The sequence below is a fragment of the Runella sp. MFBS21 genome, from assembly GCF_029433105.1.
Taxonomy (GTDB): Bacteria; Bacteroidota; Bacteroidia; order Cytophagales; family Spirosomataceae; genus Runella.
Window position 1 is genome coordinate 1 of record NZ_JARNTW010000038.1, and the last position, 22,929, is coordinate 22,929.

The 22,929-nt window shown below is 41.3% G+C and carries 21 protein-coding genes; 3 read left to right on the forward strand and 18 right to left on the reverse strand.

The annotated features are described in order from the left end of the window. Window positions 1-504 precede the first annotated feature (504 nt). The 12 genes from P1X15_RS31675 to P1X15_RS31730 form a co-directional block, all read right to left on the reverse strand. Complete coding sequence (locus tag P1X15_RS31675) at window positions 505-2,391, reverse strand: CocE/NonD family hydrolase (RefSeq protein ID WP_277342117.1); 1,887 nt, start codon at window positions 2,389-2,391, stop codon at window positions 505-507. Between the two features lie 244 nt (window positions 2,392-2,635). Beyond that, window positions 2,636-3,655, reverse strand: a complete 1,020-nt coding sequence (locus P1X15_RS31680) for a bestrophin family protein (protein WP_277342118.1) — start codon at window positions 3,653-3,655, stop codon at window positions 2,636-2,638. 57 nt (window positions 3,656-3,712) lie between these two features. Then, window positions 3,713-4,012, reverse strand: a complete 300-nt coding sequence (locus P1X15_RS31685; RefSeq protein WP_277342119.1) for a putative quinol monooxygenase — start codon at window positions 4,010-4,012, stop codon at window positions 3,713-3,715. A gap of 68 nt (window positions 4,013-4,080) precedes the next feature. Further along, on the reverse strand, window positions 4,081-4,758 hold the full coding sequence (locus tag P1X15_RS31690; protein ID WP_277342120.1) for a type 1 glutamine amidotransferase domain-containing protein: 678 nt from the start codon (window positions 4,756-4,758) through the stop codon (window positions 4,081-4,083). 130 nt (window positions 4,759-4,888) lie between these two features. Further along, a complete protein-coding gene (locus P1X15_RS31695) occupies window positions 4,889-5,680 on the reverse strand; it encodes an SDR family NAD(P)-dependent oxidoreductase (protein ID WP_277342121.1) in 792 nt (263 codons plus the stop codon). 120 nt (window positions 5,681-5,800) lie between these two features. Then, entirely contained in the window at window positions 5,801-6,370 is a 570-nt protein-coding gene (locus tag P1X15_RS31700; RefSeq protein ID WP_277342122.1) for a Crp/Fnr family transcriptional regulator, read from the reverse strand. A 181-nt stretch (window positions 6,371-6,551) separates the two neighbouring features. Beyond that, on the reverse strand, window positions 6,552-7,937 hold the full coding sequence (gene mnmE / locus P1X15_RS31705) for a tRNA uridine-5-carboxymethylaminomethyl(34) synthesis GTPase MnmE (protein WP_277342123.1): 1,386 nt from the start codon (window positions 7,935-7,937) through the stop codon (window positions 6,552-6,554). Further along, the gene (locus tag P1X15_RS31710) at window positions 7,937-8,137 is read right to left on the reverse strand and encodes a DUF4177 domain-containing protein (RefSeq protein WP_277342124.1); all 201 of its coding nucleotides are present in this window, start codon (window positions 8,135-8,137) and stop codon (window positions 7,937-7,939) included. The genes mnmE and P1X15_RS31710 overlap by 1 nt, the downstream gene beginning before the upstream one ends. 17 nt (window positions 8,138-8,154) lie before the next feature. Further along, entirely contained in the window at window positions 8,155-8,859 is a 705-nt protein-coding gene (locus P1X15_RS31715) for a DUF3575 domain-containing protein (RefSeq protein WP_277342125.1), read from the reverse strand. A 39-nt stretch (window positions 8,860-8,898) separates the two neighbouring features. Continuing rightward, the gene (locus P1X15_RS31720) at window positions 8,899-9,657 is read right to left on the reverse strand and encodes an LVIVD repeat-containing protein (RefSeq protein WP_277342126.1); all 759 of its coding nucleotides are present in this window, start codon (window positions 9,655-9,657) and stop codon (window positions 8,899-8,901) included. A 21-nt stretch (window positions 9,658-9,678) separates the two neighbouring features. Beyond that, complete coding sequence (locus tag P1X15_RS31725) at window positions 9,679-10,209, reverse strand: hypothetical protein (protein WP_277342127.1); 531 nt, start codon at window positions 10,207-10,209, stop codon at window positions 9,679-9,681. Between the two features lie 25 nt (window positions 10,210-10,234). Continuing rightward, window positions 10,235-11,416 (reverse strand): metallophosphoesterase, encoded by a 1,182-nt coding sequence (locus P1X15_RS31730; protein ID WP_277342128.1) that lies wholly within the window; start codon window positions 11,414-11,416, stop codon window positions 10,235-10,237. Between the two features lie 186 nt (window positions 11,417-11,602). Here P1X15_RS31730 and P1X15_RS31735 point away from each other — a divergent pair, with 186 nt between their 5' ends. Together P1X15_RS31735 and P1X15_RS31740 are read left to right on the forward strand one after the other, a co-directional pair. Then, window positions 11,603-12,655, forward strand: coding sequence for an ImmA/IrrE family metallo-endopeptidase (locus P1X15_RS31735; RefSeq protein WP_277342129.1), 1,053 nt, complete (start codon window positions 11,603-11,605; stop codon window positions 12,653-12,655). Next, on the forward strand, window positions 12,648-13,166 hold the full coding sequence (locus tag P1X15_RS31740; protein ID WP_277342130.1) for a PIN domain-containing protein: 519 nt from the start codon (window positions 12,648-12,650) through the stop codon (window positions 13,164-13,166). Before P1X15_RS31735 ends, P1X15_RS31740 begins: the two co-directional genes overlap by 8 nt. Before the next feature lie 90 nt (window positions 13,167-13,256). Here P1X15_RS31740 and P1X15_RS31745 read toward each other — a convergent pair whose 3' ends face one another. The 3 genes from P1X15_RS31745 to P1X15_RS31755 form a co-directional block, all read right to left on the reverse strand. Beyond that, window positions 13,257-15,281, reverse strand: coding sequence for an OmpA family protein (locus P1X15_RS31745; RefSeq protein ID WP_277342131.1), 2,025 nt, complete (start codon window positions 15,279-15,281; stop codon window positions 13,257-13,259). Between the two features lie 121 nt (window positions 15,282-15,402). Then, a complete protein-coding gene (locus tag P1X15_RS31750) occupies window positions 15,403-16,758 on the reverse strand; it encodes a DUF4038 domain-containing protein (RefSeq protein WP_277342132.1) in 1,356 nt (451 codons plus the stop codon). 90 nt (window positions 16,759-16,848) lie between these two features. Then, the gene (locus tag P1X15_RS31755; RefSeq protein ID WP_277342133.1) at window positions 16,849-17,616 is read right to left on the reverse strand and encodes a 3-hydroxyacyl-CoA dehydrogenase; all 768 of its coding nucleotides are present in this window, start codon (window positions 17,614-17,616) and stop codon (window positions 16,849-16,851) included. A gap of 357 nt (window positions 17,617-17,973) precedes the next feature. On the opposite strand from P1X15_RS31755, the gene P1X15_RS31760 reads away from it, so the two are divergent. Continuing rightward, entirely contained in the window at window positions 17,974-20,244 is a 2,271-nt protein-coding gene (locus P1X15_RS31760; protein ID WP_277342134.1) for an aconitate hydratase, read from the forward strand. Between the two features lie 199 nt (window positions 20,245-20,443). Here P1X15_RS31760 and P1X15_RS31765 read toward each other — a convergent pair whose 3' ends face one another. The 3 genes from P1X15_RS31765 to P1X15_RS31775 all read right to left on the reverse strand — a co-directional run bounded on the left by P1X15_RS31765 (window position 20,444) and on the right by P1X15_RS31775 (window position 22,552). Continuing rightward, the gene (locus P1X15_RS31765; RefSeq protein WP_277342135.1) at window positions 20,444-20,917 is read right to left on the reverse strand and encodes a CHRD domain-containing protein; all 474 of its coding nucleotides are present in this window, start codon (window positions 20,915-20,917) and stop codon (window positions 20,444-20,446) included. A gap of 82 nt (window positions 20,918-20,999) precedes the next feature. Further along, window positions 21,000-21,767 carry an SH3 domain-containing protein gene (locus P1X15_RS31770; RefSeq protein ID WP_277342136.1) on the reverse strand — a complete coding sequence of 256 codons (768 nt, stop codon included), beginning with the start codon at window positions 21,765-21,767 and terminating at the stop codon, window positions 21,000-21,002. An 11-nt stretch (window positions 21,768-21,778) separates the two neighbouring features. Continuing rightward, window positions 21,779-22,552 (reverse strand): SDR family NAD(P)-dependent oxidoreductase, encoded by a 774-nt coding sequence (locus P1X15_RS31775; protein WP_277342137.1) that lies wholly within the window; start codon window positions 22,550-22,552, stop codon window positions 21,779-21,781. Window positions 22,553-22,929 lie beyond the last annotated feature (377 nt).

Here is a 22,929-nt window from a genome sequence, read left to right on the forward strand (position 1 = left end):
AAGGGACCATTAACTAAAAGATGGAGAGCATCAAAACGTGAGAAAAAGCAAAAAGTACAATTTTAGAAACTATTTCAGTGACCAAAAATGAATCCTAAATCTGTCAAGCTATTTCAGGGTGATACAATTTGAGCATTTGTACCTACTCAAACACAAATTAGAAGGTTTTTTTAGGAATCATCATAGCTTGCCCCAAACTGTCATTTGGGGTAAATTTGGTATTGCGTCTCCGACGCAAAGTATACAAACTCAACAGTTTATATTACTCCACCACGCGCACGCCCACATAGGAGGAAGCATTGCATAGCTTGCCCCAAACTGTCATTTGGGGCAAATTTGGTATTGCGTCTCCGACGCAAAGTATACAAACTCAACAGTTTATATTACTCCACCACGCGCACGCCCACATAGGAGGAAGCATTGCATAGCTTGCCCCAAACTGCCATTTGGGGCAAATTTGGTATTGCGTCTCCGACGCAAAGCATACAAAATCAACAGTTTATACTACTCTACTACACGCACGCCTACGTAAGAAGAAGCATTGCCCGAACAAAAAACTTTATGTATTGCTTTCTGAAAGTCACTGGCGTCAGCTTTATAAATATTGACAAACTTTTGGGGATTTCGATCTACCAATGGAAACCACGTACTCTGCACCTGCACCATTATTTTATGACCTTTTTTGAAACGGTGAGCCGCATCTTGCATATCAAACTTCACGTGTTCTATTTTGCCAGGTTTCATAGGTTCGGGCGTTGTGAAGCTATTTCTGAATTTTGCCCGCATCACTTCACCACGAACTAGCAATTGAAAGCCGCCCATAGCTTTACGGGGATTTTCGGGGCTGTCGTTGGGAGCATTACCAGGATAAACATCAATCAGTTTGACCACAAAATCAGCATCTGTTCCGGTCGTTGAGACAAACAAATCAGCAAGTACATTTCCCGAAATGGTTACATCTTCGGTCAATACATCCGATTCGTACACCAACACATCGGGGCGCTGCGACGCAAAACGCTGGTCTTCATACATAAAATCACTTCCCCTAATCACCCGAATCTCGGATGTATAAGGAACAGGTTTGGAAGGGTCGCTGGTATATTCATTGTAAAGAGGCTCTTTGCTTTTTGAAGAAGGAGGATTGAACGACAACTTCCCATCGGCATGGAAATATAATTTTTTCTCTACCGAATTTTTGGGCGGCCATTGATCATAAGTACGCCATTCGTTGGCACCCGTCTCAAAAATATAAGCTTCGGGCAATTGGGGGTCTGGAGTATCTTTTAAGTGATGGTTAAAAAATGGCAATTCGATATTTTTTTGGTAAAACTCACTCGTAGCCGACCCAAAACGAATATGACCTAATGATTCGCCTTTGCCTCGCGCCCAGCCTCCGTGAATCCACGGCCCCATCACCAAGCGATTAGAAGACGAAGGGCTATTTTTTTCGATACCTTCATAAGCCTTCAACGGGCCGTACAAATCTTCTTGATCAAACCACCCTCCTACTACCATTACGGCAGGTTTTACGTTTTTTAGGTGTGGTACAGGTGTACGAGATTGCCAAAACTCGTTGTAGGTCTCATTTTCCATCAACTGATTCCAGATGCGATTTTCACCTTTAAAGATTTTTTCGTTTACATTTTTTAACGGCCCTAGTTTCATATAAAACTCATACCCATCTGGCGTACCATAAGCCGAATACCCTGGACGGCCTTTGGGTGAAGGCAACGGTCGAGGAGCTCCGTAAGAAGAAATAAACGAAAAAGTCCCCATCAAGAAAAAGGCGCCATTGTGGTGGCGGTCGTCGCCCATAAACCAATCGGTGACAGGTGCTTGCGGAGAAGCCGCCTTCAACGCAGGGTGGGATTCGATGGTCGTCATGGTCGTATAATAACCCGGCGCCGAAATCCCCCACGTACCCACACGGCCATTGTTTCCTTCTACGTTTTTGATAAGCCAATCGATGGTATCATAGGCATCCGAGCTTTCGTCGTTGTCGGCTGCATTTTTCTTTTTGGAAATAAAGGGGCGATAAGCTTCAAAATCCCCCTCCGACATATATTTGCCACGCACGTCCTGATACACAAAAATATACCCATCACGGGCAAAGAGCATCGAAGGTCCCAAGGTGGTTTTGTATAAAGTATCTCCATAAGGTGCCACACTGTAGGGAGTCCGATTGAGCATAATCGGGAATTTTCGTCCATTAGCTACTTCTTTTGGGACATATATAGAAGTAAAGAGCTTGACACCGTCCCTCATCGGAATCATACGTTCCATTTTGGTGTAATTTTTACGGATATACACCGAATCTGCATTGATTTTCGGAGTTTGTGCCAGAGCGACTTGCATCAAACCTAGCATTAATAACGAAAGAACTAACTTCATTTGATTTTTTTGAAAGTGATGAAGAAAAACACGGGTAGAATAACCTATTTGATGCATAAAAACGAGGAAATTAGGATGTATTACAGAACGGTTTGGCTCTAACAAAGAATAAAAGGTTTAGGGACAATTCTCTCTTTTTCGGCTATGAAAATACAAAACAAGGCCGATAATCACATTATTTTTTATTAAAAACGAAAAAGCCCTCACGAAGAGGGCTTGTATTTTTAGAGTACAATCCAGCGAATCAAAGTAACACATGGTTTTTGGGTTGGATAGGTTTGGGGATGTTTGGGTCTCCTATCATCTGAAGCATATCAATCTCAATAGTTCGGCAGATGGTCAGCATCGGAATATCATTATGCAAGCCTTCAAAGGGATTTTCGGAATAGTCACCAATCATCTCCATCACCACATAAATCCACCCTATAATCACCCCAACGGGTACACTCAACCATACATAGGCATCTCCTAATTTTCTAAATTCACCCACAATGCCAAACGGAAGTAGAAAAACAAAAATGCAGACAAACACAAAACTAAATGTGGCGTATTTTCTAGGAAAAGGGAAATTTTTGATTCGTTCGGCCTTTCCCTGTTCATCATAAAAGCTATTTAAGACCTCTTGCAAAGTTGTTTGCTGCATCATATTGATGGCTTTTCTATCGTAAAGCAATTGTACTTGCTGCGTTTGCTTATCTAATAGTTGTGTTGCTTTATTGTTGAATCCTTCTAGGCTATTTTTTTCTTCTTTTGAAAGATAATTATTACAGGCTATTTCATCTAGTTCTTCTTTGAATTGATGAAAGAATTTATCCCGTCGAATCTGATTAAAACTTCCAAAAACCCAACTCAAACTTACATGTTCCCAATGAGTAGGCTTCAACAGCTGCTCGCGCAATTGGTATAAATAAGCGATATGACGATAAACAATTTGTTTTCTAAGTTCTGCGCGAAAATCTGGAGTACTATCTTCTGAGCGAAAGTGTTTGATCAGAGTAGCCAGCTTTCTACTGTTGTTGGTCATTGCACCCCATATTTTTCTAGCTTCCCAAATTCTATCATAAGCTTGATTATTTTTAAAGCCCACATAAAATGCTACCGCCGTACCTATGAGAGAAAGTGGCAACCAAGGCAAAGTAATGAACTTCCAATCTGTAAAATAATAAATAGAAGTAACCAGCAACATCCATCCGGTAAGCCACGTAAGATGGTGCCCCGTAAACTCATAAATTGATTTCAGCGAAAGCGTCTTCCTAACAATCATAATCTCAGTTATTGAATAGTTGATTTAGTGGCTTTTGTCAAACGGCAGTCGACTTATTTAGTTGAGTCGAGAGGCTAAAACAACCTCCCGACTTACCAATAAAGGAACTATTTGTTTAACAAGCAAATCTTGGAAATGCGACGAGCTGCGATGAACCGCTACTGCATCCTCATCCACATAGCCTTCATACAGCACGATGGTGTTTAAATCCGAATTGCTTTGATGAATTTGATAAAACAAATTCCCTTCTTCTTTGCTAGTTTCTTTAGCCACTTCCGTGAGCAATTGCAGTACATTATTAAGCTGTCCCTCCTCGACTTGCCATTTGGCAAACGCATACACAGGTTTCTTCTCCATTTTTTTAAATTTTAAATTGTTTCAATTTACTAATTCCCACCAAAAGCAGCGAACAATACAAAAACGAATTATGATTTTGCTTCTAAAATAGCGACCATTTTTTCTCCCACCCCTTTCGCAGAAGCAGGATTTTGGCCCGTTACGATGTTCCCATCCGCAATACTATTGGCCGACCAAGGGTCAGAGGCATGGAAGATAGCTCCTTGCTGGGTAAGTGCAGTTTGTAAATCAAACGGGACATCTGGCCGTGCATAATTGTCTTCTTCGGCAGTAGTAAAAGAAGCAATATTTTTGCCGTCAACAAGGTAGGAACCATCCCCTAATTCGACGTTTAGTAAGGCCACTGGACCATGACAAACCGCACCAATTATACCATTACGACTATACGTCTCGGCGATAACTTTTTTTAAGAGAGGGTTTGCTGGCATATCTACCATAGGGGCAAGACCGCCGGGCACAAAAATAGCATCATATAGGCTTGTATCTACTTCCGATAATTTAGGAGCTTTTTGCATGTCAATCCATCCTTTTCCTGTCAAAAACTTCAAGTTATCAGAGTCGTCTGCCAAATTAAGCGCATCTAAAAAGGGAGTTTCTCCAGTCAAACTAGCAAAGTCGATTTGAAAACCTGCTTTATCAAATTCTGCATAAGGATGTGCTACTTCAGGCAAAAAGTTACCTGTTCTTCTGTTGTTTGGGCCAATTGCATTGGCATTTGACACAATAATCAAGATTCTCTTTTCCATGATTTTATTTATTTAATTGGTTAACTATCAATTGCGTTGTTGTTATTTACAAGACAAAAATACAAACATAATACACTGAAAAATAAGGAGTTAAATCACCAATAGTGTGTAATTTGAATCACACATTTTATTATAACCCTTTCAAAATCCCACCTTCTACTCGTATAGCTGCGCCGTTGGTAGCAGCGGCCCATTCGCTCGACACAAACAATACAGTAGCAGCCACTTCCTCAGGAGTAATAAATCGTTGTAACAGACTCAAGGGTCTAGTTTCAGAAAAAAATTGACGCTCAATTTCCTTTTTGGTAGCATTTTGTTGAGCAGCAAGATCACCGATAAATTTTTCAACTCCTTCCGAGAAAGTGGGGCCAGGAAGAACTGAGTTTACTGTCACACCCGTCCCCTTTGTCAACTGCGCTAGGCCATTAGAGATTGAAAGTTGGGCGGTTTTGGACATCCCATAATGAATCATTTCAGAGGGGATTTGAAGTGCCGATTCACTTGAAATAAAAACTACACGCCCCCAATTTTTCTCCAACATTTTGGGCATATAAAAGCGAGTCAGACGAATCCCGCTCATTACATTTACATCAAACAATTTCAGCCAGTCTTCGTCTTTAGAATCAAAAAAAGGAACTGGTTCATAAATTCCTAAATTGTTTATCAGAATATTAATCTCTGATAATTCTTGGCTTACTTTCTCAAACCCCTCTACAGTAGCAAGGTCCGCCACTATACCGTTTATCTGGGCATTGGGTAATTCTGAAATAATATTGGCTATTGCTTCCTCAACTTTAGCAGCACTTCGGCCATTCAAATAAACAGTGGCACCTTCTTTTGCAAATCCCTTTGCTATCGCATACCCAATACCAGCCGTAGAGCCTGATACGAAAACGCGTTTGTTTTTAAGAAATAATTCCATGATTGCTGTGTTTTAAATTTATATGACAAAATTACAGCCACAGCAACCCACAAACGAAGGAGGCTAATCACAAAAAAAGTGTGACTAGAATCACACTTCTTAAAAGTCGCAAATAGATTTTTATTTATGCGTAGAGTAAAGTCTACTTAAAGTCTCTCGACTCACTCCCAGGTATTCGGTAATATACTTTTTTGGAATTCTTTGGATTAAATTGGGGTACCATTTTGAAAATTCCTCGTAGCGCTCTTGTGGAGTACTTGAAAGCAGCAATGTTATTCTTTGTTGTAAAGCCACATAGCCATTAGTAAGTTTTATTCGGAAGAAATGCTCCATTTTATGAAGTTCCGAAGCTAATTTTTCTCTTCCATGAAGTGTTAGGCATAGTACTTCTCCTTCTTCCATACATTGCACAAACATACTTGCAGGCTTCTGCTTAAAAAAGCCGATATAGTCTGATAGCCACCAATTTTCTTGTGCAAACTGTAGTATATGTTCTTTTCCTTCACTGTCAATATAAAACACTTTATAAATACCTTGGAGTACCAAGTATTCATGTTTTACGTCATCTCCTTCATGGATAAGATACTGATTTTTGCGTACCCGTTTCAAGGAGAAGAATGACTTAATATGGTCAAACTCTTCATCATTCAAAGGGATTATTTGCTCAATATGATTTCTTAAACTTTCCATTTTGATGGGTTCTTTTATCAAAATCTAGGCGTAAGTAGTTATTAGTTATCGGTTATCATTAAGCTTTAATTAACTGTTTATCAACCTGCTCTAATAACGATTAACAGAGCGCAACGGCACACCGCAACCAATAACATAAACTAAATATGAATGGGTAATTATTTATTGACAAACGCAATACTTACTTTCCAATACAAAACTTAGAGAAAATATTGGCCAATAAGTCATCATTCACGATTTGGCCTGTGATTTCACCCAAATGATGCAATGCCAAACGAATATCTTGTGCTAAAAAATCGCCTGTTATGCCCATATCTAAGCCATTCAAAGCATCGGTAAGGGCTTCTTGGGTTTTGAGCAAATGCTCATAATGTCTCATATTGGTCACTACAGTATCATCGGAGGTCTTAGCAGTCACCACCATAGCAGCCAATGTCTTTTTTAGTTCTTCAATTCCTGCACCTGTTTTGGCTGAAATGGCAACCTCATCCCCTGCCCCTCTCCTTACAGGAGAAGGGGGATTAAAGCCCTCTCCAGAAAGGAGAGGGTTGGGTGAGGTTAAATCCGCTTTATTCTTCACCCAAAGTACCTTTTTCTCTTCTTCCAACCCTTGCACTAAATTTTCGACTTCCGCATAAGTTTCTTCTCCATCAAACAACAACAGTACAATATCGGCCTGATTCATAGCGCGTTTAGAACGCTCAATACCCATCGACTCTACTATGTCATCGGTATCGCGGATACCTGCTGTATCTATGATTCTGAATTTAATGCCATCGATGTAAAGTATATCTTCAATTACATCACGCGTAGTACCCGCAATAGCTGTTACGATTGCTTTCTCTTCGTTGAGAAGGGCGTTGAGCAGTGTAGATTTGCCCACATTGGGAGCGCCAATTATCGCCACAGGTACGCCTTCTTTGAGGGCATTTCCGAAGTCAAAAGAATCGATAAGCGGCGTAATAGTGCTTTGTAAACTTTGGATGAACTTGCGAAGGTCGTCACGGTCGGCAAACTCCACATCTTCTTCTCCAAAATCCAACTCCAACTCTACAAGCGAAGCAAAATGGATTAACTCTTCCCGTAAAGCACTCAATTTTTTAGAAAACCCTCCTCGTAGTTGATTCAAAGCCGTACGGTGACTCGCCGCTGAATCGGCCGCAATAAGGTCGGCTACGGCTTCGGCTTGTACTAGGTCAAATTGGCCATTGAGGAAAGCGCGTTGCGTAAACTCACCTGGTCGAGCCAAACGGGCGCCGTTTTTTACCAACAATTTTAATATTTGACGGATGATATAATCCGAACCGTGACAAGAGATTTCGACGGTATCTTCTTTGGTAAAAGATTTGGGGCTTTTAAAAACCGAAACTAGCACTTCATCTATGATAGTAGCACCTTCGCGAATTGTACCCAAGTGAACCGTATGACTCTCCACTTGGGTAAGGTTTTTACCACGGAAAAGACGATTTACAATTTCAAACGTTCCGGTTCCTGATACCCGTATCACACCCAATGCCCCCACTCCCGTGGCGGTAGCCAAGGCACAGATAGGTTCTTGCTGTATCATCAAAAAGTAGCTAAACGTTTGAAAATAAAGAACATCTTAGAAGTAGCACCATGCCCGACGTTCATATCCAAGGAGTTGACAAGCTCCCACCCTTCTTCGGCCATTTTATTCAATTGGACCTCAATATCTGCCGCATCAAGTTTCATACCCCAAAATCCTCCGGGTTTCAACTCAATGACTTTATATTCAAATTTTGTCATTTGCGCTAAGTTTAAATTTAGGGCAAAGATAAGGATTTCGGTTTTCTTGGCCTAAAAGCATATCCCAATGCTATCCCTGCCGAAATCCCCAAGGTAGTTCCATAATTTCCGGGTCTATTAGGTCTAAAAGTAAACCACTCTGAGCGGAAAGTAGAAGCTCCTCCTACATTATCGGTCACCACCAAACCTCTTATTCCCATCCCCATATAAACATCAATAATGACACGCTGAGCCGTTTCCAAGACACAGCCCCATTTGAGATGTGCTGCCGATACTTTTCGATTGGTACGTATGGGCATCTCCTGAAAATAAGCACATGCTCCTGTAGCAGGATTGCATCCTTGGCCTATGCCCATCAGGCTATGGGTAACAACATTTTTGTGATAATACTCCATTGCTAGATAAGCTCCTGTGTTTTTGTCAGTCAGATAGTACCTGATCTGCGTTCTAAAACGCCAAGTTTCGCGATTGGGATAAAGCTCTCTTTGACGAGAATAGATATTGAAAGCATTGTCTCCCCAACCCAACTCTTGCTGCACGCTCCAATGTTTACTGAAAGGTACTTCAACTGCCAAAGTAAGCGAATTTTCGACATCGAAGAGAGTACTTGGAATCGTTTTCAAAAGCAAAGAAGGAGATGCTTGCTCTTGGGCAATGATGTTGTTTGTCCATAGCATCCACCCTACAAGTATCAGCTGTAACCTTCGACATAATCTATTCATGAGTACATTGGTCAAAACCACTAAAATAAAGAAGAAGGGTTATTCAACTTCTATTTTACTAATTAGCTCTAATTTACCTTCATTTTGATAAGAATATTGCAGAAGCCCGCCGTCGCCGGTTACGAGCAAAGTCTTCGGAAGTGGAATCACATCAAAAGATTTTACGTCCGATAAGGTATATTTTAGTGTAGGTTTTGTGGGGTCTTGAATGTCAAATACTTTGAGGCCGTTGTTGCCCTCACACACAAAAAGCTGATTTTCTATCACGCCTAGCCCATAAGGCGTTTGCATAGTTTGGGTATAAACCAACTGAGGGTTTCTTAAGTCTTTAATATCAATTACATCCAAGGAGCTTGTGGAGGTAAACCGGCGGCAATCTACTCCTGCCCGCAATGTAACATAAGCATAATTTCCTTGAACTACCACCGGATCGCAGCTCTGTACATGTCTATATTGTGAAAGAAGCGTAGGCTTTGAAGGTTGTTGATTGTCAAAGATATACATACCGTCATTGGACCCAATAAAAAGGTTGTTTTTATACGGAAAAATAGTTTCCAATCCCATGTTAAGCTCTACGGCGTCTTGTTTTACGGGATTGGTGGGCGTGCTAATGTCGTACACCTGAAGTTGATTGGGCAAAACACAATAAAGGGCATTACCCACAATCGCAAACCGCGCCATCGAACCACCCGTACCTGTTTGTCCGTTGGGAGATATATCGGCACTTTTGTCAGAAGCACACGCAAATACCAAACTCCAAAGCAAAGCAATCCCTAAAGCATATATTACATTTTTCATGATTATTTCCTTTTAAGTAGCCTAACGATAACACTTTGGACGACTCATTTTTACTTTTTCCCAACCGATCACTACCCCTTTAGCTTCATCGATACACTCAAAGTAAGTATTGATATAAGGCGGAAAAGAGTGAAGTGGAAAAGCATTTTCTATTCTTTTCTGAATAGTCACCTGAGTGGGGTCTGAAATATCAAGTACCACAAAATCCCGCCCATTGTCGGCATACATGAGATTGCCTTTCACGGCAATGTCCACATTGCCCGGAATATTTATAAAAGAAAGCTTACGAGGAGAAGCAGGATTAGCATTATCAATAAGATGAATCCCTTTGCCTTGCTCATTTATAAATAGAAAATTACCTTTTACGTATATTTTGCCCGGCTTACGAAGCGGCTGAGGAGCCACGGTAGTTACTTGTTTTATTTGCTCGGCCGAAACATAAATAGGCCGGTAGCCTTCCCCATTAAAAGCAGGTGCTCCAGGAGGAGTAGTATCGGTATCGACAGTACAGCCTACCAAGCTACCCAAACCCATCAACAACCAACGTGCCATAGTTTTCATAGTCAGCCTTTTATAGTTATAAAACTTTTTTCAAAATGCCAGTTTTAATGTCAACTTCCCAGCTTTCGGTCACTACTATTTTATCTTCAATGTCGCGATATTCGATTTCGAGTTTTTCATTGGTAAATTTCAACCACGCAAATCCATTATATCCCACATCTACACGTCTCAAACTCTTACGTTTGCGTTGGTCGTAAAAAACAATCGAATCGGTATCAATTTTAGGAGAATTTATTTCAACGGGCATTCCACCATGCCCGATACACCGCCCATGAATAGGCAACTTTGCTACTTGGGTTTCCCGGTATCCCACCAGACGATGCTCATGTCCCCATATCCACAATACAGGACGTAAAAAACCCCCAAACAGTTGGCTCAACTGCTGTGCAGGTTTGGGAAATGCTTTGCGGAATAACGAAAAAGGCGGATGATGACTCAAAAAGATAATCCCACGGCGGTCGTTAGGATTTTCTAAATGAACTTGATTTTTAAGCCAACTGAGCTGTTCTTTTCTCAAATGACAATCGGGCGGAGAAAGTATTTCAATCAAAGGCCGCTCCACCGACGTATAGCCCGTATCCAAACCAATGATACGCCAATAGTCATTTTCAAGGCAGAAAAAGCCTGCTTTTTGGGTACTCACACGATCTCCTTGCCGTATGCCCATCGTAGGGAGCAACGTTTTAAAAAACGCATCTCCATTAGAGTACATCTCATGGTTGCCAGAAAGCGCCAAACTCCCCCGCTTACCGCGCGGCCAAGAAGCCTTAGGACTGATGAAGTTATCGTGTACTTCGGAAGGTGCTCCCACGAAGTAAATATCACCCAAATGAATCGAAAAATCGGGTTTGTGAGCTGCCACAATCGCCCCTATTTTATCAGACTCAGGCGTATCAGAAGCCCAATCTGACAACAGAGCAATCTGTGTAGTCTCGTTTTCAAGTGGCATCTTAAAGACACCCGTCTCCTCACCCACGGGATAATATTGGTAGGCATGACGCGGTCCAAAACGACTTTTGAGATAATGGTACGCAAACCCAAAAATATTAAGCCATAGAAAATCAGTTAGTTTACGGCTGGCGTCGGCATCTTCAGCTACATTTTGGAGTTGGGCATTTTGGGTACGTAGGTGATTTTCAAGTTCCGAATGCCCTACATCTACGTATTCGTTGAGTTCGCGTTTGGTCTTTTCTGCCATTGTTTCTGATTAAAGCTGATTTTTATCAAAGTAAAGTAAATTTTATTACAATCACTTGTCAGTTAAAATGGATAATTCTTTTTTACAAAATGGGTTCTTAGTGGTTATTACAAAACTAAAAATACTAATCAATATTGACAAAAACTATTTTTTTTTATTACTTTGTCAATATAAAACTGGCTCATTATGGAATCTAACTTTGCAGATAGGCTTGTCTCAGCTCGAAAAATGGCAGGAATGTCGTTGCAAGAACTAGCTGATAATTTAGGGGATGTTTCCAAACAAGCCCTACACCAATATGAACAAGGAAAAGCCCGACCCGATAGTGAACGATTGATACGAATCGCTCAAGTGTTGGGGGTTCGAGTCAATTATTTTTTTCGCCCCGAAAAGATTATTCTTCAAAATGTAGAGTTTAGAAAAAAAGTAAAACTTACCAAAACCGAAGAAGAAAAAGTACGCGAACAAACTGTTGATTTTCTGGAAAGATACCATGAATTAGAATCTTTGTTGGATGCAAAAATCAAGTTTGAAAACCCAATTGAAGGGACAGTGATTAACTCCTTTGATGACATTGACTCCGCCGCCGAACGGTTACGAGATGCTTGGAAGCTAGGAAGGGACTCCATCGGAAACGTGATTGAAACCCTCGAAAATCGAGGAATTAAAGTATTTCAGGTTTCGGCTCATGAGAGCTTTGATGGATTGTCGGCGATGGGCAACGATAGTCTTGTTATTGTAATCAATACTGTCTTTGATGTAGTAAGACAGCGGTTTACCACTTTACATGAACTAGCTCACTGCGTATTGAAGTTTAACCCCGACCTCTCCGAAAAACAGGTTGAAAAATTCTGTCATGCTTTTGCAGGAGCATTTTTGTTGCCAAAAGAGACTTTTATTGAAGAAATGACCGTACGGCGTCGCTATATTTCTTTAGCAGAATTGGTACAAATAAAAGAGCAATACGGTGTTTCTATTCAAGCTATTATGGCGCGGGCTAAAGCTTTGGGTGTCATCAGCGACAGCGGTTATCAGGATTTTAATATTCTGTTCAGTAAATTAGGCTATCGAAAAAATGAACCTGGACGATACCTTGGACAAGAAAAAGCGCTACGTTTTAAGCAACTACTCTACCGAGCAGCCGCCGAAGAAATCATATCTATGTCGAAAGCGGCGACCTTGAATAATCAGAAGTTAGCGGAGTTTCGGCAGGAATTAACAGGCTTAACACATGGATAGTACTGACACGCTAACCTCTATTGCCATTACCGATGCTAATGTGTTTATTGATTTGATTGAGATTGATACATTATATCTGCTTTTTGAATTGCCCTATACGATTCACACAACGGCGTTTGTAATAGACGAATTAATGGATGTTCAAAAAGCACAAGTAAGTAAGTTCGTCAGTAACAATTTATTAAAAGTTCGAGAATTCGATTCAGGAGAAGTGGCCCATTTACAGCAGGTTGCAATGCAGCATCGAAAACTCTCTGAAACGGATGTATCGGTTCTGGTCTACGCCCGCGAGATAAACGGCACACTTTTGACGAGCGACAACCCTTTGCGCAAAGCCGCTCAAAAAATGAATCTCCGTGTACACGGTATGTTATGGCTTCTGGATGAATGGGTGAATCATGACCTACTAGACACAACCAACGCCGCTACTCATTTGATTTATTTGATGAGCATAAATATGAGATTACCAACCGCAGACTGTGTAGAACTGTTGAGAAAATGGGAGAAGTAAAAACAATTTATCAAAATTAAAACAAAAACAACTCATTGAAAATCAAATATTTAACAAAAACAATCGACACATATCATTATTTTGTATCTATCAAACTTTCAAAATAGTAAACTCTACGCGGCGGTTTTTTTTGCGGGTTTCTTCGATTTCATTACTCGAAACAGGTTTAGTAGAACCCCAGCCTTTGGTCTGAAGTCGCGTTTCGGCAATTCCCTTACTTGTTAAGTACTTTTTTACCTCACCTACGCGCTGTTCGGATAGCTCCATATTTAGCTTAAAATCGCCTTGATTGTCGGTATGGCCTTCGATGAGTATTTCCATCGTAGGATATTTGAGCATCATATCAGCTATTTTGTCTAAGTCAACCAGCGATTCGGGCACCAACTCAAACTTACTTTGTTCAAACATCACCCCGTGAAGCACTATTTTTCTACCTTCTTTGATTGGAACCAATAGGATGTTGCGTTTTATATCTCTAAACCGACGGTCTTTGGATAAATCAACGATTTCGTCAATAGGAAAGAACCCTTCTTTGAGGGCGCTCATTCTGTATGACTCTTGGACGGGCAAAATAATTTTGTACTCGCCTGTTTCAGGGTCATATTCTACCTTAGACACATTCGTATTGTCTTTCAACAAATTAGCGACGATTTCGGTATTGACTGGTTTTTTGGTATCAGCATCCAACACATTTCCCGAAATAATCGCCACCGGCTCGGGACGAATCGCAGCGTATACTTTAAAGCGGAAAATATCTTCGCCGCCTACTGAGTTTTGCATAGAGCTTACGTAGGCATATTCGCCAGAAGCAGGAATACTCAAAAAACCATCCCATTGAGGCGTATTAATGGCTGGCCCTAGGTTTTCGGGTTGGGTCCATTTAGTCCAACTATCATCAAGGCGGCGACTGATAAAAATATCGCCTCCGCCATATCCTGCATGCCCATAAGAAGTAAAATAAAGTGTTTTGTTGTCGGCAGCGATAAAAGGCGCACTTTCTACTTCGGCCGTATTGACAACCGACCCCATATTGGTGGGTTTGGTCCAAGTTCCGTCATTTTTTAGAAAGCTCACATACAAGTCGCGGTCACCATTGGTATCTTCTCTTTTAACCGACATTACCAGCACATTTCCTCTAGGCGATAGCGCAAACTCGGTATTGTTTTTCTTATCGAGATTATAGATATTTTCAATTTTACATTCTACGGGTGGGTTCCAGCCTGTTTTGTTACGCGTTGCTTTCGAAAGCCCAAATGTCATAGTGCCATCAGGGCGATAGACGTTCATAAGATAGAGCGTTTTTCCGTCGGGCGAAATGCTCACAATAGCATTATTATCAGCGTTATTGATAGGTGCACCCATGTTTTGAGCTTCGCTCCATTTATCGCCCAAACGGGTAGCATACCATACATCTTGATTTTCGGCACCTCCGATATTTTGTTCGTATTTTCCGCGTGTAAAGTAGATTGTTTTACCATCGGGCGAAATAATAGGTGCTACTTCTTGGGCTTTGGTGTTGACATTAGCCCCAATATTTTCTTTTAAAATTTCCTTAGGAGCGTCTTTATAGACATTGATATTGAGTTCAAAAGGCTTAGTAGAATTGTTAAGACCAATCGCATCGATTTGATTATATCCTTTTACTCGCGCGGGATTGAGTACTATTTTGACCGATGCAATCAACATGGTAGTATCAGCCACTGCCAACGCAAGTACTTTCCCTACTTCTGAAGTCACTGTGAGGCCATTTTCAAGCACGGTCATTTCTTTTCCGGCTGGGTCATAGGCATATACCCGCGTAATACAACCTTGATTAAAATTTTCCACAATTAAGATTTGGCGCGCTTTTTGTGGAGTTTCAAAACCAACCCGTATCCATTCTTCTACGTTCGAATCAGCATTGTAAGGCGACCATGCACAAGCCGTTTCGCCAAAAGGAGGGAATGTATTGGGGTAGCCTAGGGCTTGTACTGCACGGTACTCTTGTCCGTGAGTTTCTTTCCTAAATTCCGAAGAAAATCCCACTAACTTGCTGGCCCACTGAATCTCTTGGGCTTGGCTTGTACCAATCGACACTAAAACAAACCACAACCAACCCGCTAGCTTGGTCATCATGAGAGGTGTAAAATTTATTTATGGAGTGTAATATTTCGTAAAAATAAGCAAAAATCATTCCATAAACATGGCTAAAACACCAATCTAATAAGTTTGTTAAAGATATTGAAAGTTCTTTATGTCACTTACGGCCTACATTTCCTAACAACAGCAACCAATCATCATCAAGCGTAGGTGGGATAAGTTCGCGAGTTCCTTTAGGTTTGAAATAGCCTCCAATCCAGCGCTTATTGGTGCGAGGGTTAATCCAAAGCGCCCGGATACTCGTCCCGTTTATTTTTTCTACATTGACTTGAATGCTACGCCCCGTTGGCAAATAAATAGCGGCCATTCGATAATTGGGTAAAACCCCTACTGTGGCATAATCATCTTCTCCAAACTTCCCTCTTCCTTCTACCAATATTTGGCTAGTAGTATCGGCCTTGAACAAATACCATGGCAACGCCCCCATAATTTTAGAAAAATAAGGCATTTGATTAGCTCCCGGAAGGTTGAGCTTTTCTTGCCAGTTGTTTTCAAAAGCCCAAACCGAACTGCCATAACAATGCCCTGCTCCGCCACTTAGCATCGTCCAATAAGCTTGCCGACGTACCACTTGGTCAGTGCCCTCATTTTCGTCTTCATGCTGAGCCTCCCCCAACACAAATGCCCGTCGAGGTATTTTTTGAGCTTCTGCCAAAGCTGATTGGTATACTTGAGGCCTTTGTTCTGGCTGACCTTCTTTTTTATCCCTAAAATAGTTATGAATCATACTGAAATCCAGCCATTTTTCGGTAGGAAGCACGTCGCTACTTGAATGAGTATTGGCAGCATGATAGGTGAGTAATTGGAAAGGTGCCGCGCTTTTTAAACCTTCGGCTATCGCTATTTGTATTTTCTCTTCACGAAGTGGGTCACGGGCACCGCCCATTATCCAGAGTAGATTTTGGTGTTTTTTGAAACGATTGCCTAAGTATTCACCATAAAGCCTCGCTTTTTGTTCTCCATTTTGAAACTGTACTTCATCCCAGCCCGCCAACCAAGCTGGTGCCAATCCTACCAACAGATGTAACTGCGCCGCATGATATAGGATGTCTTCTACGTACTGGAAATACCTTTCGTTGGGAGTGGCAAAATCATTGTTTTTCCCAAAAGGGTGCTCACCATAGGCATTTGCCTGATTAGGGCTAGGCGGCAATAATTGAATAAATAAGGTATTGAAGTTTTTGTTGACCCGATTGCCCATGTATTGTTTAGCATCATCGAGGGTCAACTTATGCAAGAGCATCCATCCTGCATCGGCATTCATTAAAAATGGTCGATAAAAACGATCTACCAAATAGCGGCCATTAGGACTTACTTTGATAGGAAAAATTCCCTGGCTAGTGACCACTACCGAGGAAGGGGACTTTTTTACTGCTTTTTTCTTTTTTTGGGCTAACAAAGTAGGTAATATGCTCCAATAAAGCAGGGCAAAAATGCTTAACAAACGAGCCATAAAGGTTTACATAGATTAGGAAACGGCAAAACTAATAAAAAAAGCCATTGCGTTTTGGGTTTCCTAATCTAAAGAAAGTGCCTTTTTAGGCTATTTAGCCGCCATTCTAATGGCTCCGTCTAAGCGAATCACCTCGCCATTGAGCATTTGATTTTGGATGATATGCTTGGCCAAAGAAGCATATTCTTCGGGTTTTCCTAAGCGCGACGGAAAAGGCACTTGCTGCCCCAATGAGGCTTTGACCTCATCGGACATCCCCATTAGCAAAGGAGTTTCGAAAATTCCTGGCGCAATCGTCATTACTCTAATCCCCATCTTGGCAAACTCTCTCGCTATGGGTAAAGTCATCGATACTATTCCTCCCTTAGAAGCCGAGTAAGCAGCTTGGCCAATCTGACCGTCGAAGGCGGCGACCGAGGCAGTATTGATGATTACTCCACGCTCACCACCTTCTTCTGGTTCGTTGTTTTGAATGACCGCCGCAGCTAGCCTAATGACATTGAATGTTCCGATGAGATTCACAGTTATTACTTTCGAAAATAATTCCAAAGAATGCGGTCCCGTTTTGCCCACTACCCTTTGTGCGGGGCCAATACCTGCACAATTGATAACCCCATGAAGCCCTCCAAAAGCATCTATAGCAATATCGATGGCGTTTTTGATGCTATCTTCGTTTGTTACATCTGTCTGTACAAACAAAGCATTTTCGCCCAGTTCTCCTTCGTTTTCTTCACCAGCAATGGTATTTATATCTACCAATACCGCATTGCCACCACTCTCTACTATCATTTTGGCCGCTGCAGCACCTAACCCTGAAGCGCCACCCGTTACCAAAAAAGTTTTATCTTCAATATTCATTTTAGTCTATGTTTTAAAAACTAGGTTGAACAATTGCCGTCAAAATAGTAACATTATTTCAAAAAACGAATTTCAGGCTCTTCCATCTCTTACACTATTTTCCTTTTGCTGACTGCTTAAAGCATTCTTTGAATCGTTCTCTTATCATAAGTTTTGTGCTTACTACCCCACTTCTAAAATAGATAGTTTGATAATGAACAACTTACAACTATGAGTTTATGCTTCAAATATGCCCAATTCCGTCCCTAAAATTTCTCGTATTAGATACTTTCTACAACTATTTAGCAAGTTTTTGCACGTATTTTGCTTTTCAGTTCGTAGTTTTATGCCTGAAATTAACTCATCCCTCTAAATACTATGGCGTTATTTGATTTGGATATGATCAAGGGGGTCTATGCTCGCATGGGCGAGCGCGTTGACTCCGCACGTAAAGCTGTTGGTCGTCCGCTAACACTTTCTGAAAAAATCCTTTATTCTCACCTTTGGGAAGGCACTCCCTCTAGTCCTTATACTCGTGGCAAAGATTATGTGGACTTTGCCCCAGACCGTGTAGCTATGCAAGATGCTACCGCTCAAATGGCGCTTTTACAGTTTATGCAAGCGGGTCGCCCTAAAGTTGCGGTTCCTTCAACTGTCCATTGCGACCACCTTATCCAAGCCAAAGTAGGTGCCGTAGAAGATTTGAAAATCGCCAATGATAAAAATAAAGAAGTTTACGATTTCTTAGCTTCGGTATCAGATAAATACGGTATTGGCTTCTGGAAAGCAGGAGCGGGTATCATCCACCAAGTAGTATTAGAAAACTACGCTTTTCCAGGTGGTATGATGATTGGTACCGACTCTCACACTCCAAACGCTGGCGGTCTTGGTATGATTGCTATCGGTGTGGGTGGTGCTGATGCTTGTGATGTAATGGCTGGCTTGGCTTGGGAATTGAAAATGCCTAAGCTCATTGGCGTTCACCTTACAGGAAAATTGAGTGGCTGGGTTTCAGCCAAAGATGTTATCTTATGGGTAGCTGGCAAGCTTACTGTAAAAGGTGGAACAGGCTACATCGTAGAATACTTCGGAGAAGGTGCTGATAGCCTTTCAGCTACTGGAAAAGGTACTATTTGTAACATGGGTGCCGAAATCGGAGCTACTACTTCTATCTTTGCTTATGACGAAAAAATGGCCGACTACCTCCGCTCTACTGAGCGTGCAGAAGTAGCCGAAGCTGCTGATGGCATCAAAGAACATCTCCGTTCTGATCCAGAAGTATATGCAAATCCTGCTCCTTATTATGATCAGCTCATCGAGTTGAATTTGTCAGAGTTGGAGCCTTATGTCAATGGTCCTTTTACCCCTGACTTGGCTTGGCCTCTTTCTAAATTCGGACAAGCGGTTAAAGAAAACAATTGGCCTACTCGTTTAGAAGTAGGGCTTATCGGATCATGTACCAACTCTTCTTACGAAGACATGACCCGCTCAGCATCGTTGGCGTCGCAAGCAGCAGCAAAAAAACTCAAAGCCAAGGCAGAGTTTACCATCACTCCAGGTTCGGAGCAAGTTCGTTATACAGCGGAGCGCGACGGTATCTTAGCCCAATTTGAGTCTATTGGAGGAATTGTACTAGCCAATGCCTGCGGACCTTGCATCGGCCAATGGGCTCGTCATATGGATGACCCTACCCGCAAAAACTCCATCATTACTTCATTTAACCGTAACTTTGCCAAACGTAACGACGGCTTTGCAAGCACTCACGCGTTTGTAGCGTCACCCGAAATCGTGACAGCTTTGGCAATTGCGGGTGATTTGACCTTCAACCCCATTACTGATACACTTATCAACGAAGAAGGACAAGCGGTCAAATTGGATGAGCCACAAGGAATCGAATTACCACCAGCCGGATTTGCCGTTGAAGATGCTGGCTATCAAGCCCCTGCCGAAGACGGTAGCAGCGTGCAAGTAATCGTAAGCCCTTCTTCTGATCGCTTACAATTGCTAGAGCCTTTTTCACCTTGGGAAGGTAGCGATATCAAAGGATTGAAACTTTTGATTAAAGCCAAAGGCAAATGTACTACTGACCACATTTCGATGGCAGGACCTTGGTTGAAATACCGTGGTCACTTAGACAATATCTCCAACAATATGCTTATCGGTGCGACCAATTTCTTCAATGAAAAAACTGATAGCGTCAAAAACCAATTGACTGGAGAATATGGTCCTGTACCAGCCGTTCAGCGTGCTTACAAAGCTGCTGGGGTAGGCTCTATCGTGGTAGGTGACGAAAACTACGGTGAAGGTTCATCACGCGAACACGCTGCTATGGAGCCTCGCCACTTAGGAGTGCGCGCTATTTTGGTGCGTTCTTTTGCTCGTATCCACGAAACCAACCTCAAAAAGCAAGGAATGCTTGCGTTGACGTTTGCCAATCCTGCTGACTACGATAAAATCCAAGAAGATGACTCTATCGACATCGTTGGGTTGAATGATTTTGCGCCAGGTATTCCCCTTACAGTAGTGCTCAACCACACTGACGGAACCTCTGAAGCGATTTCAGTAAATCATACTTACAACGAGCAGCAAATTGAGTGGTTTAAAGCTGGTGGTGCGCTCAACATCATCCGCGCTCAAGTTTCTAAATAAGCTAGATCAAACAATTACTTTTTATAGTTGAATAGCGAGGTCAATGACCTCGCTATTTTTTTGTTTCTTTTGCCATTTGCTATCCTTCAGTGGCGCTCTTCTTAATCGCCGCTACAAAGAATATAGCCTTACAAATCGGCGCATAAAAAAAGCTGCCCTAGAGCAGCTTTTCAAGTAAATTTCTATACATAAATATTTTTTACTTGCGATTGGCCTTCCAAGTTACAAAATCAGACATATTAACTTGTCCACGGATTTCACCACTTTTGTTAGCCTCAGTATGTAAATTAACATAGAGCAGACCTGCAAACAATAAATTTTCTTGCTGTTGGTTCAGTGTCCAAGTACCAGAAATTGGAGAGGTAAGTGCAGTTCCAAAATCAAAAATCACAGGCCCCGTTTGATAGCTTTGTCCTGAATGAAAGTGACCCGCAGTAGGAGTAAGTCCAGAATGAGTAATGGTATAAGTGAGGGTTTTAGTATCTTTGTTATAAACCCCTTCCATACGTCCTGTAGCACTACTCTGTACTGGTGGAACTTCATTAGCACCACTTAGCGTCGCTTCAAATTTAACCTCAGGATTGGTGTGTGGCCCCGTGTCTTTACAACCTATCATTACGCCTACCGTAAAAAGGGCGACTAAAATGGGTAAAACTTGTTTCAGTTTTTTCATGGAAATTGCTGCTTTTATTTTGTTTGATTGCAATTTTAGGATTTTATCTGTGAATATACAATATTTTTACAAAAAATCTCACCTACTGTACCGCCCATACGTCAAGTTTTCGGACATACAAAGTTTGGTTTTCCCACCAAATACGGAGCCATTGATCCGACTGACCTATCACAGTCACCTTATTTCCTTGGGCTATCCACTCCTTTACAGGAGCCGCTGCCGAAGGTGCTTCACGCAGATACACCTTTTCTTTATTGACAATACCAATTTGGTAATTATCAGGAAGATTGAGCAGTAAGAGTAGCGTCAGTAGATAAATCACCACTACCCACTTATGACGATTTCTTATGCTTTCTGCCTTTATTTTTTTTTGAATTAACACCCCAAAGGTATAAATCCCCACTACCAACAAAAACAAAGTAAAATAGAGAGAGTATTTTCTAAAAAAAAGAAAGACAAAACTAAAATCATCGACTTCATATCCTTCCAAATTATGAGTAGCTGCAATCTCATTGATTTTGTTAAGGATATTTTGTTGGGGCTGCCGATTGTATATCATACTCAGATAATACAAAGCCTTTGCATAATGGTTCTTTTTTTCGTTTATGAAAGCCAATTTATAATAAATAGTGAGCGGAACGGTAGTGGTATTTTTGAGTTCGGACAAGTATTTTTCATAAAGTGCTTCCGATTCGGCATGTTTGCCCTGCCGAAACAATGAATCTACTTCTTTAAGATTAATGGGCTGTGCTTTTGTTTCGACTATGATACCTATCACAGCCCATCCTAAAAGAAAAAAAACTCTTTTTAGTCTTCGATACAGTTGTCTTATCTTTTTATTGATTTTCAATGTCCTCTTGCTCAGTTGTTGAGTTTTACAAAACCTCCATCAATCAGGTAATCACAACCCGTAATAAATCCTGCTTCATCCGAACATAGATACAACGCCAAAGCCGCGATTTCACTTGGTTTCGCCATTCGCCCGATTGGTTGGGTTTTTGAAAGCTTTTCAAACATTTCTTGCTCTTTTCCTGGATAATTTTTTGCAATAAAACCGTCCACAAAAGGAGTATGCACGCGAGCAGGTGAAAGGCAATTGCAGCGGATATTGTCGTGTAGATAGTCTTTGGCTACTGAGAGTGTCATCGCAATCACGGCACCCTTACTTGTCGAGTAAGCAAAGCGATCGGGAATACCCACCGATGCGGCAATGGATGCAGTATTGAGAATCACCCCTCCACCTTTGGATAAAAAATGCGGAATAATCGCAAAAAGACAATTATACATTCCTTTCACGTTGACATTGATAATACGGTCAAAATCGCTTGCTTGCGTTGTGTGCGCTTTTCCAATATGGGCAATTCCCGCATTATTGACCAATATATCAATCGGATGTTTTTGGGTAATTTCGGTCACTACCTGCATTACGTTCTCTTGATTGGCTACATCCAAAGCATGTGCTTCGGCCTGTAATCCTTGATCGGTGAGTTGGTTGGCTACTTGTTGTGCTTGGTCGATGTTTAGTTCTAAAATATGTACATAGGCACCTTGTTGGGCAAAAAGCTCAGTAATCGCTAGGCCGATTCCGCTAGCTCCACCGGTGACAAGGGCGACTTTATTGGTAAGTGAAAACATAAGGGTTATTTTTTTGCTATTTAAAGCCCCAAAGTTGGTAAAATTACCGCGATTTTGATAACTCCTTTTACATTATCTTCTTCTTCTTCAAAATACTTTCCACCCCTAAAACACTCAAAGTGAAAGGTATAAATTCATTCTTATCGTTACATTTTAATTGGGAAAACAATCTCTTCCTAAAATTAAATTTCACTCCAAATCAGTTAGCTGAGGTATTTCGTATATGAATATGAGTATTAGCCATACACTAAGTACACTGTTTTAAAAGTTTTTATGTATATTAGTTTTTGAAAAACTATCAATAACTGATGCAGAGACAACACATTACTTTGAGTGAACCGGATCGGGATTATCTGCAAGCTCAACTCAGCAAAGGG